Origin of the sequence: Pseudomonas sp. A2, from assembly GCF_023100865.1 — a bacterium.
Taxonomy (GTDB): domain Bacteria; phylum Pseudomonadota; class Gammaproteobacteria; order Pseudomonadales; family Pseudomonadaceae; genus Aquipseudomonas; species Aquipseudomonas asiatica.
Genome location: NZ_CP039127.1, coordinates 3,288,732 through 3,304,341, shown reverse-complemented (window position 1 = coordinate 3,304,341; position 15,610 = coordinate 3,288,732). Strand labels below are relative to the sequence as shown.

The window sequence follows — 15,610 nt, the reverse complement described above, 5'->3', positions numbered from 1 at the left end:
CCGTCACGATTCGATGGCGGCGGTATCAACCCTTCTCTTGCCCGAAATGGTCAGGCCCAGGTACATGATGAACATGCTGGCGACCCCGACCAATACCAGCGAGGGCAGTACCTGATGCAGGGATAGGCGAAACTCCTGGGTGGCGTATCCTTTGGGGTAACCGCCGATCACCACGTAACCATGTTTCTGGGAAACCGATCGCTCGGTGAATTCGACCTGGGAGGGCCGTTGTGCGTCGCGGCTGTCTCCCTCGCTCCAGATATACAGGTCGCCGAATTCCAGAAGCAATATCAGGCCGTCCTGGAAAGCACGCAGTTCGTCACGCAGCTGCCGACCGTACGCTGTTGCGATTATTCCAGGGTTGCTGTTCGGTCTCTGGACTTTGATGATCGCCGCGTTAGGCGACGATGGAGCGTCGAATGCCAGCTCTGTCTGCCGTCCGGACAGGGCAAAAGCCGAGTTATACGCCAAAGGGTCCATGTCCGTCGCACAATACGCTTGTTGGTCGCGGGTGAGTATCAGTGAGCGAAGGTGCTGGCTGTTGGCGACTCTCTGCTCCAGCGTACCGAGCACTTCGTCACAGGGCTTGCCTGCCAATGGCAGGATCAGGTCCAGATCGCCTTCCATGCGGCCCAGTGCCTGGTCGATGCTGAAAATAGCCTCTTGAACAGAAACCTTGGCATTCTCCTCAAGTTTTCTGTCCAATTGATAGTTCATCATAAGTAACCCGGACAGTACCGGTATTGCGCCGATGGACAATATCAACAGTAACTTCCGCCAGTTGATGCCGAGACTCGGTATTGCTGCCATAGGACCGCCGCTCCGTTGAACCTTGCTGTTCGGGTTGAACAGGTCAGCGCTGATCCTATGTGCTTGATGATGCTCCGGCTGTAGGCCAAAAGTGTTGCGGTTTTACAGAAAAGCAGAACCTCGTTGTCAGCCTCGCTTCAGCCTGGCGAGCACTTTTTCGGCCAACTGGGCCGTGGAGGCCGGGTTCTGCCCGGTGATCAGCCGATCATCGGCCACCACGAACGGCTGCCACGGGTCTTCATGCTTGCTGTAAGCACCACCGCGGGCACCCAGCTCGGTTTCCGTCAGGAAGGGGACCACCTTGTCCAGTTCGACGAGTTTCTCCTCGGTATTGGAGAAGCCGGTCACCTGACGGTCCTTAAGCAACAGGCTGTTGTCGCTGAGCTTGATGTTCAGCAGGCCGACAACGCCATGGCAAACCGCCGCGACAATGCCCTTGTGCTCGTACACCCGGCGGGCCAGCTCTTGCAGCGGCTGGTTGTCGGGAAAGTCATACATCACTCCGTGCCCGCCGGTGTAGTAGATGACGCTGTACTCTTCTGGCTTCACCTGGCCAGGGCTCAAGGTGTTGCCCAGGCGGGTCATGAAGCGCTTGTCGTCATACCACAGCCAGTCCAGGTCGGGGGCCATCTGCAAGCTATGCGGGTCGACAGGGACGTAGCCGCCCAGCGGGCTGACATAATCGACCTCGTAACCGGCTTTTTCGACTTTTTCGACAAAGTGCACCGCTTCCCCCAGCCACAAGCCGGTCGCCCGCTTGAGGGTCGGATACTTGGCTGTATTGGTCAGCACCACCAGCATTTTCTTGCTCATGACCATGCTCCCGTCGGCAACCTGAATGGGCCGTTGCTCCCCCGGCCCGAGGGAAAACCTAATGAGCATAGCTCTCAGGTGCCAGTACGCCATATTGCGTGGCGTGTGTTGTGCTAACGTGAACCACATTCACGCAGCGCCCGTACTTTTTCTGAATCATGCTGGAGTCACGACAGTGGTCACAAATGGTACGCCGCGCGAGCCTGCGTCGATGGTCATCCTGAAGCCGTCTGTGCTGGCACCGGTCGACCTCATGGGCGAACGGATTGCACGGTTCGACTGGGGGCGTACACCGCTCGGGCCGCTGCCGCGCTGGCCGGCTTCGTTGCGCATTGCCGTCGACATGATGCAATTGTCACCGTTCCCGTGTGCCGTGGTCTGGGGACCAGACCTCAGCGTGGTCCACAATGAAGGCTATCGGGCATTGCGGCGGGTTGCCCCGGATGCATTGGGCATGGCCTTCGATGCGCTGTGGAGCGATGAGTGGCCGGCGATGGGACCGTGGGTGTTCAAGGCGCTCGAGGGGCGCTCGAGCTTTGTCGAAGACCCACCACTGCGTATTGGCTGCGGCCAAGGCGGGGAGCCGTTGCGGTGTGCGTTCGGCTACACACCGTTGCACGATGAACTGGGCAACGTGGCAGGGTTTCTGCACGCGGTGATCGAAACCACGGCCAGCGTCGAGGCGCATCGCCACTGGCGGGAGCAGGCGCAAGCATTCCAGCGGCAGGTCGAGCGACACCTAGTGGAGCGCGAGCAGTTCTGGGGGCTGTCGCGTGATGCGATGATGATGGTCACTCCCGAGCTGAAGGTGTGTGCCGCCAACCCCGCCTGGTATCGCATCCTGGGCTGGTCCGAAGAGCAGGTACTGGGCACTCCGGTGCTGGATCTGGTACATCCGGCAGATCGCGCCGAGGTTGAGGTGACCGTTTCCGGGTGCCTGCAGTACCAGGATACCGAGCAGATAGAGACGCGCCTGCGCCACCGCGATGGCCATTACCACTGTTTTCGCTGGAGTGCACGGTTCGATGGCAGCCTGCTGACTGCCGTTGGCCGGGATATCACCGGGGAACGTGAGGAGGCTGCTCGTCAATCCGAAGCGCTGATGCGCAACAACGAGCGCTTGGAGGTGGTTGGCCAGTTGGCCGGGGGCATGGGCCATGAACTGAACAACTTGTTGTCCGGCATCGGTGGCAGCCTCGAACTGCTTCAGCGGCGCGTGCAGGAAGGACGGCTGGAGCGGGTGGAGGCGTATGTCGAGGTCGCGCGAGATTCGGTGCAGCGTGCCATGGAGCTGACCCATCGCCTGCTGGCGTTTTCCCGTCATCAACCTTTGGCGCCCAGGCCACTGGACTTCAACCGGCAGTTGCGCTTGAGCGAACCACTGCTGCGGAGCACGCTGGGCGCCGAGATGCGCTTGCACTGGCAGCTGGATGTCACGCCGTGGGCGGTGAACCTTGATGTTTCCCAGCTGGAAAATGCCTTGATCAATCTTTGCACCAACGCCCGCGAAGCGTGCCTTGATCGTGGAAACGTCACGCTGCGCAGCATCAACCAGCGGCTGACAACGTGTTTCCCGGATGAGAGCGGCCTGCCACCAGGCGACTACGTTGCGTTGCATGTGGAGGATGATGGCCATGGCATGCCGGCCGTGGACATTGCCAGGGCCTTTGAACCATTCTTCACCACCAAGCCGGTCGGGCGTGGCTCAGGCCTTGGTTTGTCGATGGTATACGGGTTTGTCGGCCAGTCGGGGGGCTACGCCTGGATCGAGTCGGCGCCGAACCAGGGCACCAAGGTCTGCATGCTGTTTCCAAGGTGGCATGACCCGGTACCCGAGGCGCCTGCGGTTGTGCACCGGACGCAGCGCATGGCCGGGAGGCAGCGCCTGTTGCTGGTCGATGACGAGCTCGGCTTGCGTGCTGTGATGTGCGAGTACCTGACCGAACGTGGGTTCGAAGTCATTGATGTGGGCGACGCCAATAGCGCACTGGAGCGCTTCCGCCATGACGGCCCGTTCGACCTGGTGATCACCGACATCGGCTTGCCGGGTGGTTTCAGTGGCCGCCAGGTGGCCAAGGCCATGCGCATGCAGCTGCCGCTGCAGAAGATCCTGTTCATCACCGGCTATGCGGGTCAGCCGATCGAAGCGCAGTTGCTCGAGCAGCCGGGCACGGCATTGATGAACAAGCCGTTCCCGCTGGCGGACCTGGTGGATGAGGCGCTACGCATGCTCGAGGAGTGAAGCGGTTCAGGGCTTGCCCAGTATCTGGGTCACCTGGGCCTGCAGCTGCTTTAGCTCGAAGGGCTTGCTGATCAGGTGCATCCCCACCTCCAGGAAGCCCTCGCGGGCCATGGCGGTTTCTGCATAGCCGGTGATGAACAGTACTGGCAAGCGTGGGCGCAGGTTGCGGGCAATCTCGGCCAACTGGCGGCCATTCATGCCGGGCAAGCCGACATCGCTGATCAGCAGATCCACCGGTTGTGTCGAACGCAGTACCTTAAGGCCCTCATTGGCGTCGGCAGCACTGTGGCAGGCGAAGCCATCCTCGCGCAGGGCCTGGCAGAGCAATTGGCGTACATGGGGGTCGTCCTCGACTACCAGCACGTGATGGCCCTGGTAACCTCGCACGGGTTGTACGGGTTTGACAGGTGCCTGGCCCTGGTCGACGTGGCGCGGCAGATAAAGGTCCACCCGGGTTCCTTGGTCGATCTGGCTGTGCAGGGTGACATGTCCGTGGGATTGCTTGCTGAAGCCGTAAACCATCGACAGGCCAAGGCCGATGCCCTGGCCGATCGCCTTGGTGCTGAAGAACGGCTCGAAGGCATGCTCCAGCGTGCTTTGCGCCATGCCCTGGCCGTCATCGATGACTCGCAGGCGGACATAGTCGCCGGCGCACAGGGCACCGCCAGCGAATTGCCCGGCGCCGATGTGCTGGTTACTTGCCTCGATGCGCAGCTGGCCGCCATTGGGCATGGCTTCGCAGGCATTGAGCAACAGGTTATCGAGGGCCTCCTGTAACTGTTGGTCATCGGCTTCGACCGACCACAGGTTCTTGGCGATTTGCACCTGCAGGGTCACGGTCGGTGTCACGCAGGCCTTCAGGCGTTTTGCCTGGAGCAGGTCGTGCAGGTCGACCTGCTGGGTCTGCAGCGATTGCCGAGAAGAGAAGGCCAGCAGGCGGTGGGTCAGGCGCGCAGCGCGTGACACCGCCTCGCGGCCCATGCGCAGCACGGTGTCCAGGCCATCGCTGCGACCCTGGCGCAAGCGCCGGTCAATCAGCTCGAAGCTGCCACCAATGCTGGTGAGCAGGTTGTTGAAGTCGTGGGCGACCCCCCCGGCCAGTTGGCCGATGGCCTCCATCTTGCGCGTCTGGTGGCGGGCGAACTCGCTGCGTTGCTGCTCTTCGCCGGGAGTTGCGGCGTTGGCGTCAAGGCGTTGCTGCAGGTCTTGCAACTGGTCGCGTGCCAGATACTGCCGACGCCGGTTGCGCAGGGCGGACTGGGTCATGCGCAGCAGCTGGGCGTTTTCGTATGGTGCGACCAGCAGGACCAGGTTGCCCACCGGGAGGTTGGTCGAGCCCTTGGCCGCTTGGCTCCCTTGACCGAGCAGCACGATGGGCAGGTCCGACCAGCACGGTTGCTGGTCGATGAAGTCTTGCAGCAATGCACTTGGGCCCTGTTTGAACGCTTGCTCGGCAATGATCGCCAGGCCTGCGCCTTCGGCCAGGCAGGCTTGCAGGTTGGCCAGGTCGACCGCGCACAGGCTGTCGATGCCCGCAGAAGCGAGCAGGCGAGCAGTATCCGCGGCTATTGGCGGGGGCGCCAGGATCAATGCACGTTCGTCCAGCGCCAACGAACTGGCCACAACACATTCTCCTGAAGGGTGGTCCGATATCCACTGGACCCTGGGCACAGCCCTGGGGTTCAACAAATTTTCGGACGTTGCCTACAGGCCCTGTTGCAACACTGGGTCGTCCGGGTTCTGCCGCTCCAGCTCGGCCAGCAGCACCTGCACGTTCTGCAACTGGCCGGTTTCCTTCCAGTACTTAATCAGCAACACCCGTGCCCGGCGATTGGCCGGCTGGCGGTTGAGCACGATTTCCAGTTGCTTTTGCGCGGCGTCGAGTTGTTCCAGTTCATGCAGGGTGACTGCCAGTGTATAGCGGTAGTCGGCGTTGTCCGGGTCCAGTTCGACGGCGCGGGACAAGGCCAGCAGTGCGTATTCGCGCTGTTCGTGACGGTTAAGCCAGAGCCCCAGTTCGAACTGCAGAAACGCCGAATCGGGGCTTAGCGCAAGGGCTTTGCCCAGTATCTGACGCGAGGCGTCGTGATGGCCCTGGCGCTCCAGCAGGCGTACCTGGGTCGCCAGTGCGTCGAGGTTGCCTGGCGCTACCGCCAGGGCTCGCTGCAGGGCGGTGTCGGCCAGGGTGTAGTCGTTTTCGTGCAGGTAGAGGCGTGCCAGGTGGACTTGGGCGTCGGCGTCTTCGGGTTGTTGCTCGAGGGCCTGCTGGTATTGCTCCAGGGCGACCTGTAGCGGGCCGAAATAAAGGCCGATGTCATCCGGAGCAAGGCCGAGCAGGGCATCTACCGCGGCAAAGCGCACGCTTTGCTCGTCGTCGTCCAGCAGTGGGCCGAGTACCAGGCTGCGTTGCGCCGCCGGCAGCAGGCGGCGAATACCGGCGATGGCTGCACGGCGCACCTGCGGGTCGGCATGCTCGAGGTCCTGACGGGCGAGTTTCAATGCCTGGGGCGAAGGGTAGTTTGGCAGTTCGGCATACAAGGCGGCACGGCGAATGGGCGGCAGGTCGGTGCGCTGCAGTTGCTGGTACAGCACCCGTGCAGCGCCGGGTTGGCCCTCATGGGCCTGGCGCAGGGCCTTGGCGTAGCTGTGCGCAGGCAGGGTAGGCGGGGCTGGCGGAGCGTCGCGCCACAGGTAGTCGAACAGGGCCGATACCAGGATCAACAGCAGCAGGGCGATCAGGTAGCGGTTGCGTCTGGGCATCGGACGATCCGGGGCGGCGGGAAGGGCAGAGCTTGGGCTAGCCGGGGGGTAAATGCAACCGAGTGTGGGTTGCGTGGCGCCTGCCTCGGGTTTTGCGGTGGGGCATAAATCGAGCGCCGCCCGCGCGGCGCTTCGCAGCACAAGGCTGCTCCTACATCTGTTTCGGGCCAGTTATTCCTGAGGTAGAGGCGCGCGGCCCCTTGGCGTCCACGTCGATATTGTGTCGGACAAACAAGGCGGGCGCGCGCGCTGGCGCAGGCGTTACTGGCCTGAGACAGATGTAGGAGCAGCCTTGTGCTGCGAAGCGCCGCGCGGGCGGCGCTCGATCTCGACGACAACGATGATGTCGTGGCGAGCCCCCCAAAAACACCCCCAAAAAACATAAAAAAGCCCCGCGGACCAAGGCCTGCGGGGCAAACGGTTGGGGGAGGGGCCAACCAAAGGAGTCGTTGAAGCGGGTGTATCAGCGCGCGCTGGCTACGCTCTCCGGTTGCCAGCCGCCGCCCAGGGCCTTGTAGATGGAGACGATGCCGCGGTACAACTCGACTTCACCCTGGGCCTGCGCATCTTCAGCGCTCAGCCGCTCACGCTCGGCATCGAGCAGCACCAGGTAGTCCACCGTACCCTCGCGATAACGAATCGAGGCCAGTTCCGCCGCCTTGCGGCTGGCATCGCTCTGGCGCATCAGCGACAGCAGCCGCTGCTGGGTCTTGTCGTAGTCGCTGAAGGCGTTGGCCGATTCTTCCAAGGCCAGCAACACCTGCTGTTCATAGTTGGCCAGTGCCCCTTCGGCATCGGCCTTGGCACCGCGCAGTCGGGCGCGCACGCTGCCCAGGTCGAAGGCGGCCCACGTTATGCTCGGGCCCAGCGCCCAGGCATTGGCTGCCGAGGAACCTATCTGCGAACCACGTGCAGCAGTAAAGCCGAGGAAGCCACTGAGGCTGACGCGCGGGAACAAGTCGGCCGTGGCCACGCCAACGTTGGCGGTGGCAGCCGCCAGCTGGCGTTCGGCGCTGCGGATGTCCGGGCGGCGGCGCAGCAGTTCACCCGGGTCACCCACCGGTAGCGCCTTGGCGATGGCCGGCAGGGCCTTGGGCGACAGGTCGACGCTGAGCGCCTCGGGGCGCTGACCGAGCAGGGTGGCGATGCGATGCCGGGCCCGTGCCTGTTCCGCCTGCAGTTGCGGTACGGTGGCTTCGACCCCGGCCAGGCGCGCGTCGGCCCGCACCACATCAAGGTCGTTGCCCACGCCGGCATCGCGCAGGGTTTCGGTGATGGCCCGCGATTCCTGCTGGGTCTTGAGGTTGGCCAGGGCGATCTTCTCGCGCAACTGCGCGCCACGCAGCTGGCCGTAAGCATCCACCAGTTCGGCGATCAGGCTGACCTGCAGCTGCTGCAGGTCGGCCGCGGCTACGGCTTCCTGGGCTTCGCTGGCTTCGATCTGGCGCTGGATGCGGCCGAACAGGTCAAGCTCCCAGGCCATGTCCAGGCCCAGGTCGTAGCGCTCACTGTTTACCCGCTGCGTGGTCTGGCCGGGGATCTGGCCCTTGCCGATGTCGCTGCTGGCGCGGCTGGTGACCACCGGAAACTGATCGTTTTCGGCGTCTTCACGGATCGAACGGGCCGACTTCAGGCGGGCGAAGGCCACGCGCAGGTCACGGTTGCCATCCAGCGAAGCCTGCACCAGTTGGTTCAGCACCGGGTCGTCGAACTGCTTCCACCACAGGCTTTCGAAACGGCTACGGTCGTAGGCCTTGGTCTGTATGTCGCTGGCCAGCTGCGCGGGCTCGGTGGCTGGCGCCTGGTAGTCCGGGCCTACTGCACAGGCCGCCAGGGCGAGCGCCAGCAAGCTCGGGGTCAAGGGTTTGAGCAGGTTCATGCATGGCTCTCCAGCGAGTGGGCGCGTTCGGCCTTGCGGGCCTGGCGACGTTCGACGAAACGGCGAATCAGGAAGAAGAACACCGGGGTCAGGAACAGGCCGAACACGGTAACCCCGATCATTCCCGAGAACACCGCCACGCCCATGGCATGGCGCATTTCAGAACCGGCACCGGAGCTGAACACCAGTGGAACCACACCCATGATGAAGGCGATCGAGGTCATCAGGATCGGCCGCAGGCGCAGGCGGCAGGCTTCCAGTACCGCAGCCAGCGGGTCGAGCCCCTTGGCCTGTTCGTCCTTGGCGAACTCGACGATCAGGATCGCGTTCTTGCACGCCAGGCCCACCAGTACGATCAGGCCGATCTGGGTGAAGATGTTGTTGTCACCCCCCGACACGATCACCCCGGTGATGGCCGACAACAGGGTCATCGGCACGATCAGGATCACCGCCAGCGGCAGGCTCCAGCTTTCGTATTGGGCGGCAAGCACCAGGAAGGCCAGCAGTACGCACAGCGGGAACACGAACAGCGCAGTGTTGCCCGAAAGGATCTGCTGGTAGGTCAGGTCGGTCCACTCGAAGGTCATGCCGTTGGGCAGTTCCTCCTTCAGCAGCTTCTCGATGGCAGCTTCGGCCTGGCCGGAGCTGTAGCCCGGTGCCGCGGCGCCGTTGATCTCGGCGGTGATGAAACCGTTGTAGTGCATCACCCGGTCAGGCCCGGAGGTGTCGCTGACCTTGAGGAAGGTCGCCAGTGGGATCATCTCGCCGAGGTTGTTGCGCACCTTCAGCTGGCCGATCTGCTCGGCATCGAGACGGAACTGCTGCTCGGCCTGGACGTTGACCTGATAGGTGCGGCCAAAGCGGTTGAAGTCGTTGGTGTACAGCGAGCCCAGGTAGACCTGCAGGGTGTCGAAGATGTCGGTGATCGCCACGCCGTGGGTCTTGGCCTTTTCCCGGTCGATGGCGGCATCGACCTGGGGCACGTTGACCTGGTAGCTGGTGAACAGGCCCGCCAGTTCCGGCACGTTGTGGCTCTTGGCGATGATGTTCTGGGTTTCCTTGTACAGCGCCTCGTAGCCCAGGTTGCCACGGTCTTCGATCTGCAGACGGAAGCCGCCGATGGTGCCCAGGCCTTGTACCGGTGGTGGCGGGAAGATCGCGATGTAGGCGTCCTGGATGTCGGCGAACTGGGCATTCAGCGCAGCAGCGATGGCCGCCGCCGACTGGCTCGGGTCCTTGCGCTCGTCGAACGGCTTGAGCGGGGTGAACACGATGCCGCTGTTCGGGCTGTTGGTGAAGCCGTTGATCGACAGGCCAGGGAAGGCTACCGAGTCGGCCACGCCAGGCTGTTTCAGGGCGATTTCGCTCATGCGCTTGATCACCGCTTCGGTGCGGTCGAGGCTGGCCGCGTCAGGCAGCTGGGCGAACGCCACCAGGTACTGCTTGTCCTGGGCCGGCACGAAACCGGTCGGGGTGGACGAGAAGCCGAGGTAGGTCAGGCCCATCAGGCCGGCATAGACGAACAGGGCGATGCCGCTGGAGCGGATGACCCGACGCACGCCGCCGACGTAGCGGCTGGAAGCGCGGTCGAAGAAGCGGTTGAACGGGGCGAACAGCCAGCTGCCCAGCAGTTTTTCCAGGAACCGCGAGAAACGGTCCTTGGGCGCATGGTGGTCCTTCAGCAGCACGGCAGCCAGGGCCGGCGACAGGGTCAGCGAGTTGAACGCCGAGATCACGGTCGAGATCGCGATGGTCAGAGCGAACTGCTTGTAGAACTGCCCGGTCAGGCCGGAAATGAACGCAGCAGGTACGAACACCGCGCACAGCACCAGGGCGGTGGCGATGATCGGCCCGGTCACTTCGCCCATGGCCTTTTGCGTGGCTTCCAGCGGTTTCAGGCCCAGGCCGATGTTGCGCTCGACGTTCTCCACCACGACGATGGCATCGTCCACGACGATACCGATGGCCAGGACCAGGCCGAACAATGACAGCGCGTTGAGCGAGAAGCCGAACAGGTGCATCACGGCAAAGGTACCGATCAGCGATACCGGCACCGCCATCAGCGGGATGATCGAGGCACGCCAGGTCTGCAGGAACAGGATGACGACCAGCACCACCAGCACCAGCGCTTCGAACAGGGTGTGTACCACGGCTTCGATGGAACCACGGACGAACACGGTCGGGTCATAGACGATGCTGTAGTCCATGCCCTCGGGGAAGTCCTTCTTCAGCTCGGCCATCTTCGCCCGCACTTCGTCGGAGATCTCGATGGCGTTGGAGCCTGGGCGCTGGAAGATCGGAATGGCCACCGCCGGCTGGTTGTTCAGCAGCGAACGCAGGGCGTACTGGCTGGAGCCGAGTTCGACCCGGGCGATGTCCTTCAGGCGGGTGATTTCGCCATCGGCACCGGCGCGGATGATGATGTTCTCGAACTCTTCCTCATTCACCAGGCGACCCTGGGTGTTGATCGACAGCTGGAAGCTGGTCGAACCCGGGGCGGGTGGGGCGCCCAGCTGGCCGGCGGCCACCTGGCGGTTCTGCTCGCGGATCGCAGCCACCACATCACTGGCGGTGAGGTTGCGCGAAGCGGTCTTGTTCGGGTCCAGCCACACGCGCAGCGAGTAGTCGCCCATGCCGAACAGCTGCACATCGCCCACGCCGCCCAGGCGCGCCAGCTCATCCTTGATGTTGAGGATGGCGTAGTTGGACAGGTAGAGCATGTCGTAGCGGTTATCCGGCGAGGTCAGGTGCACGACCATGGTCAGGTCGGGCGAGGCCTTGTCGACCGTGATGCCAATGCGGGTCACTTCCTCGGGCAGCTTGGGCTGGGTACGCGTGACGCGGTTCTGCACCTGCACCTGGGCGTTGTCCAGGTCGGTGCCCAGGGCGAAGGTGATGGTCAGCGTCAGCTTGCCGTCAGCGGTGGACTGGGAGGACATGTACAGCATGTTCTCCACGCCGGTAATCGCCTGCTCCAGTGGCGCGGCGACGGTTTCGCCGATGACCTTGGGGTTGGCGCCGGGGAAGTTGGCGCGCACCACCACGGTGGGCGGCACCACTTCGGGGTATTCGCTGATCGGCAGCTGGAACAGCGAGATCGAACCCGCGATCAGCAGCACCAACGACAGCACCGCGGCGAAAATTGGCCGGGTAATGAAGAATTTCGAGAAGTTCATCGGTGTGGTCCCTTAACCGCGTGGCGCCTGGGCGCTGGCGACTTTCACGTTGTTGCCCGCCACCTTCGGCGCCGGGTTGCTGGCCTCCAGGGCCTGGCGCTGCTGGGCGAGGGCGGCGAGGGTCTGTTCGCTGGCCATCGGTGTCTCTTCCGGGGTGACCGGTGAGCCAGGTCGCACACGCTGCAGGCCCTTGACCACGATGCGGTCGTCCTTGCCCAGGCCGCTGCGCACGATGCGCAGGCCTTCCAGCTTCGGCCCCAGCTCCACGGCGCGGTAGGCGGCCTTGTTGTCCTTGTCCATGACCAGCACGAACTTCTTGCCAAGGTCGGTGCCCACGGCTTCGTCGTTGATCAGCACGGCCTGGTACTGGGCGCTGCCCACCAGCTTCAGGCGTGCATACAGGCCTGGGGTGAACTGGCCGTCGCTGTTGTCGAACACCGCACGGCCACGGATGGTGCCGGTGCGCGGGTTGACCTGGTTGTCGACGAAGTTCATCTGGCCCAGGTGCGGGTTGCCGGTTTCGTTGGTCAGGCCCAGGTACACCGGGGTGCTCTGGCCGCGCTGGCCTTCGCGGGCCAGCTGGGTGTACTTGAGGTACACGCGCTCGTCGGCGTCGAAGTAGGCGTAGACCTTGTCGGTGGAGACCACGCTGGTCAGCGGGGTGACATCGGCGGTGACGATGTTGCCGGCGGTGAACTGGGCGCGGCTGACACGGCCGCTGATGGGCGCGGTGACACGGGTGAAGCTGAGGTTCAGGCGTGCTAGGTCGAGCTGGGCCTGGATCGCGTCGACCCCGGCGCGGGCTTCGGCGGCGGCGCTGCTACGCGATTCGGCCAGTTCTGCGGAAATGGCGTTGCTGTCACGCAGGCGTTCGCCACGGCGGGCTTCGTTGGCGCTGCGAATGGCGGTGGCCTTGGCCTGCTGCAGTTGGGCTTCGAGGCGGCGGACCTCTGCCTGGAACGGGCGTGGATCGATCTGGAACAGCAGGTCGCCTTTCTTGACCTGGGCGCCTTCGGTGAAGGCGACCAGGTCGATCTGGCCGGAGACCCGTGGGCGTACCTCGACGGTTTCCGGGGCTTCGAGGCGGCCGGTGAACTCGTCCCATTCATTGATCGGTTGCTCGATCACCTTGGCCACGCTGACCTTCGGCGCGGTGGGAGCCTGCACTGCGTCTGGGGTTCGGCCACAAGCGCTGATCACCACCACTGCCAAGGCAGCGAGGGGGAAGCGCAAGGGTTTGAATGATTGTTCCATGGAGAACTCCGCCAATGTATTAGTAGTGGGCGGAGTGTGAGTGTCTTGCGCGTGAGGCACGAATCGAACGGGACGAAGGTTATTATCACGATGAATGATATGAGCAGATCATTCATCGATTGCAGACATGGCCAGCTCGGTCGTGGGCTTTCATCCTGGGCCTGACATTTCAGTGAATGCTCGAGGCCAGTTCGAAGATCGGCATGTACATCAGGATCACGATCAGGCCGATCAGCAGGCCGATGAAGGTCATCAGCAGCGGTTCGAACAGCTTGACGAACCATTCCACCCAGCGGCCGATTTCCTGGTCATGGAAGTCGGCGCAGCGCTCCAGCATCTCGCCCAGGTTGCCGGACTGCTCGCCGGCGCGCAGCAGGCGCAACGATACCGGCGTCACCAGTTGCCCGGCCTCCAGTGCATCGGACAGCGGCAACCCTTCGGCGACCCGCTGGCTGGCGTGCTCCAGGCCCTCGGCCGCCGCGCTGCCGAGCAGGCCGCGGGCCATGCCCATGGCGGTGAGGATGGGGATACCGCCTTGCAGCAGGATGCCCAATGAGCGATAAAAGCGCGCCAGTTCGTACATCATCAGGCGTTGGTGAAGTGCCGGCAGGCGCCGCAGCTGGCAGGCTGCCCAGCGCCGTACCCATGGCTGGCGGCGCAGCAGCCACAGCGCAGTGGCCGCACCGAGGGCGCCCAATGCCAGCGGTAGTTGCTGGGCATGCAGGAACAGCCCGATCTGCATCAGCAGCCGAGACAGCCAGGGCAACTCGGTGCCCATGCCCTCGAACACCTGGCTGAAACGCGGCACCACGTAGCCAAGCAGGAACAGCACCACGCCACCGCCCACCAGCAATAGCAGCATCGGGTAGACCGAGGCACCCACCAGCTTCTGCCGGACCAGGTCCAGGCGCTGGCGGTAGCTTATGTAGCGGGCGAGGGCGTCGCCGAGCGCGCCGGTACGCTCGCTGGACTGCACCAGCGCCACGTATAGCGGCGGGAACACCCGTGGCTGCTGGCCCAGGGCCTGGGACAGCGAGCGGCCTTCGTACAGTTGGCGGACCAGTTCGGCGAGCACTTTGCGCGCTGCGGCTGCGGGGGCCTTTTCCGCCAGGCTTTCCAGCGCGTCGATCAGCGGCAGGCCGGCGTTGAGCAGTGTCGAAAGTTCCTGGCTGAACAGCACCAGGTCAAAGCTTGCTTCGCGGCGCCAGGCCATGCCGCGCAAGGCGCCGCCGTGGCCACGCAGACTGAGCACGCGCAAGCCCTGGTCCTCGACCTGGCGGCGGGCCTGGTCGGCGTCCTCGGCGTCGATCTGCAACTGCACCACACCCTGCCTGCCCAGGGCCTTGAGGCTATAGCGCATGGCCGTTCTCCCTACTGCCAACTGGTGATTTCGGCGTTTTCCCCGTCGCCACCGGGCTGGCCGTCCTTGCCCATCGACAGCAGGTCGTACTCGCCGCCGTTCTCGCCGGGTTGCCGGTAGATGTATGCGCGGCCCCACGGGTCTTGCGGCACGGCCTTCTGCAGGTACGGGCCGGTCCAGCGCGCTTCGCCATTGGGGGCGACCACCAGGGCCTGCAGGCCCTGCTCACTGCTGGGGTAGTGGCCGACTTCCAGGCGGTACAGGTCCAGGGCCTTGCTCAGCCCCTCTATCTGCGCCCGCGCCACCTTGGCTTCGGAGCGGCCGAGCTGGCTGAAGTACTTGGGCGCGACGATACCGGCCAACAGGCCGAGCACCACCAGCACCACCAAAAGTTCGAGCAGGGTGAAGCCACGTTGAGGGTTGGTTCTGCGCTGCATGGTGAAGCCCTCCGCTGCATGGGGACAAGCTTTTGCAGGCTCCATGCAACAGCCGTGCACGCCTGCGCTGGCGCCTTGCACCATGCGGCACGCGAAGCGGCACAGTGCTTGCGTCGTGGTCATCGACTCCGGGTTTTCCGGGGTATATCCCCCAACATCGGGGGAGACCACGAAGAGGCGACCGACATGCGTGGACTCATTCTCGGTTTGATCTGGCTGGTGGCAGGTGCTGCCCAGGCCGATGTGTACATTTCCATCGACGCCAAAGGCAGCTACATACTGACCAACGTCCATCGACCCGGGCGCCTCTATGAAACGGTGATCAGCGAGCCGAAGGCCCAGGCCGGCCCGGCCAACGCGCAGCTCATCACCGGCCGCCCCTACGCCAAGCTGGTCGCCGCCGCGGCGCGCACCCACGATGTACCCCCGGCGTTGCTGCATGCGGTGATCAAGGCCGAGTCCGGTTACAACCCCAAGGCGCGTTCGCCAGCGGGCGCGGTGGGGCTGATGCAATTGATGCCGGATACTGCCCGCGAGATGGGCGTGGAAAACCGCCTGGACCCGGAAGACAACGTGCAGGGAGGGGCCCGCTACCTCAAGCGCATGCTCGACTTGTTCGACAATGACATCACCCTGGCCGTGGCGGCCTATAACGCCGGCCCGGACGCGGTGCTGCGCCGTGGTGCGGTACCGCCGTTTGCCGAGACCCGGCGCTATGTGCCGAATGTGCTGCGAGAGTACCGCCGCTTGCAGGGGGTGACGGGTGATTAGCCGCTGTAGCCCCTTTCAACGCTGGTGCGACCTCTGTGGGAGCGGCTTTAGCCGCGAAGAATCCAACGCGGTGCATGGCACCGGCTGCGCCGGTGTTCGCGGCTAAAG

General features: G+C 64.0%; 11 protein-coding genes. 2 read left to right on the top strand and 9 right to left on the bottom strand.

Annotation, left to right across the window (positions count from 1 at the left end; all coding sequences use genetic code 11):
• Positions 1–3: 3 nt before the first annotated feature.
• Together E5221_RS15365 and E5221_RS15360 are read right to left on the bottom strand one after the other, a co-directional pair.
• Positions 4–810: a CSS-motif domain-containing protein gene (locus E5221_RS15365; RefSeq protein WP_182329566.1), complete on the bottom strand. Its 807-nt coding sequence runs from the start codon at positions 808–810 to the stop codon at positions 4–6.
• 126 nt (positions 811–936) lie between these two features.
• Positions 937–1,623 (bottom strand): type 1 glutamine amidotransferase domain-containing protein, encoded by a 687-nt coding sequence (locus E5221_RS15360; RefSeq protein WP_247845915.1) that lies wholly within the window; start codon positions 1,621–1,623, stop codon positions 937–939.
• A gap of 211 nt (positions 1,624–1,834) precedes the next feature.
• Between E5221_RS15360 and E5221_RS15355 the strand changes: the two genes are divergently transcribed.
• Complete coding sequence (locus tag E5221_RS15355; RefSeq protein ID WP_247847747.1) at positions 1,835–3,865, top strand: PAS domain-containing sensor histidine kinase; 2,031 nt, start codon at positions 1,835–1,837, stop codon at positions 3,863–3,865.
• Between the two features lie 6 nt (positions 3,866–3,871).
• Here E5221_RS15355 and E5221_RS15350 read toward each other — a convergent pair whose 3' ends face one another.
• From E5221_RS15350 to gspG, 7 genes are all read right to left on the bottom strand, one after another.
• Entirely contained in the window at positions 3,872–5,488 is a 1,617-nt protein-coding gene (locus E5221_RS15350; RefSeq protein WP_247845914.1) for a response regulator, read from the bottom strand.
• A gap of 81 nt (positions 5,489–5,569) precedes the next feature.
• Positions 5,570–6,625: a tetratricopeptide repeat protein gene (locus E5221_RS15345; RefSeq protein ID WP_247845913.1), complete on the bottom strand. Its 1,056-nt coding sequence runs from the start codon at positions 6,623–6,625 to the stop codon at positions 5,570–5,572.
• 463 nt (positions 6,626–7,088) lie between these two features.
• Complete coding sequence (locus E5221_RS15340) at positions 7,089–8,504, bottom strand: TolC family protein (RefSeq protein ID WP_247845912.1); 1,416 nt, start codon at positions 8,502–8,504, stop codon at positions 7,089–7,091.
• Complete coding sequence (locus tag E5221_RS15335; protein WP_247845911.1) at positions 8,501–11,680, bottom strand: efflux RND transporter permease subunit; 3,180 nt, start codon at positions 11,678–11,680, stop codon at positions 8,501–8,503. The genes E5221_RS15340 and E5221_RS15335 overlap by 4 nt, the downstream gene beginning before the upstream one ends.
• Positions 11,681–11,692: 12 nt before the next feature.
• Positions 11,693–12,934 carry a multidrug efflux RND transporter periplasmic adaptor subunit MexE gene (gene mexE / locus E5221_RS15330; protein WP_015270540.1) on the bottom strand — a complete coding sequence of 414 codons (1,242 nt, stop codon included), beginning with the start codon at positions 12,932–12,934 and terminating at the stop codon, positions 11,693–11,695.
• A gap of 169 nt (positions 12,935–13,103) precedes the next feature.
• Positions 13,104–14,294: a type II secretion system F family protein gene (locus tag E5221_RS15325; RefSeq protein ID WP_061552569.1), complete on the bottom strand. Its 1,191-nt coding sequence runs from the start codon at positions 14,292–14,294 to the stop codon at positions 13,104–13,106.
• An 11-nt stretch (positions 14,295–14,305) separates the two neighbouring features.
• The gene (gene gspG / locus E5221_RS15320) at positions 14,306–14,731 is read right to left on the bottom strand and encodes a type II secretion system major pseudopilin GspG (protein WP_003258264.1); all 426 of its coding nucleotides are present in this window, start codon (positions 14,729–14,731) and stop codon (positions 14,306–14,308) included.
• Positions 14,732–14,917: 186 nt separating this feature from the next.
• On the opposite strand from gspG, the gene E5221_RS15315 reads away from it, so the two are divergent.
• Positions 14,918–15,502 carry a lytic transglycosylase domain-containing protein gene (locus tag E5221_RS15315; RefSeq protein ID WP_061552568.1) on the top strand — a complete coding sequence of 195 codons (585 nt, stop codon included), beginning with the start codon at positions 14,918–14,920 and terminating at the stop codon, positions 15,500–15,502.
• Positions 15,503–15,610 lie beyond the last annotated feature (108 nt).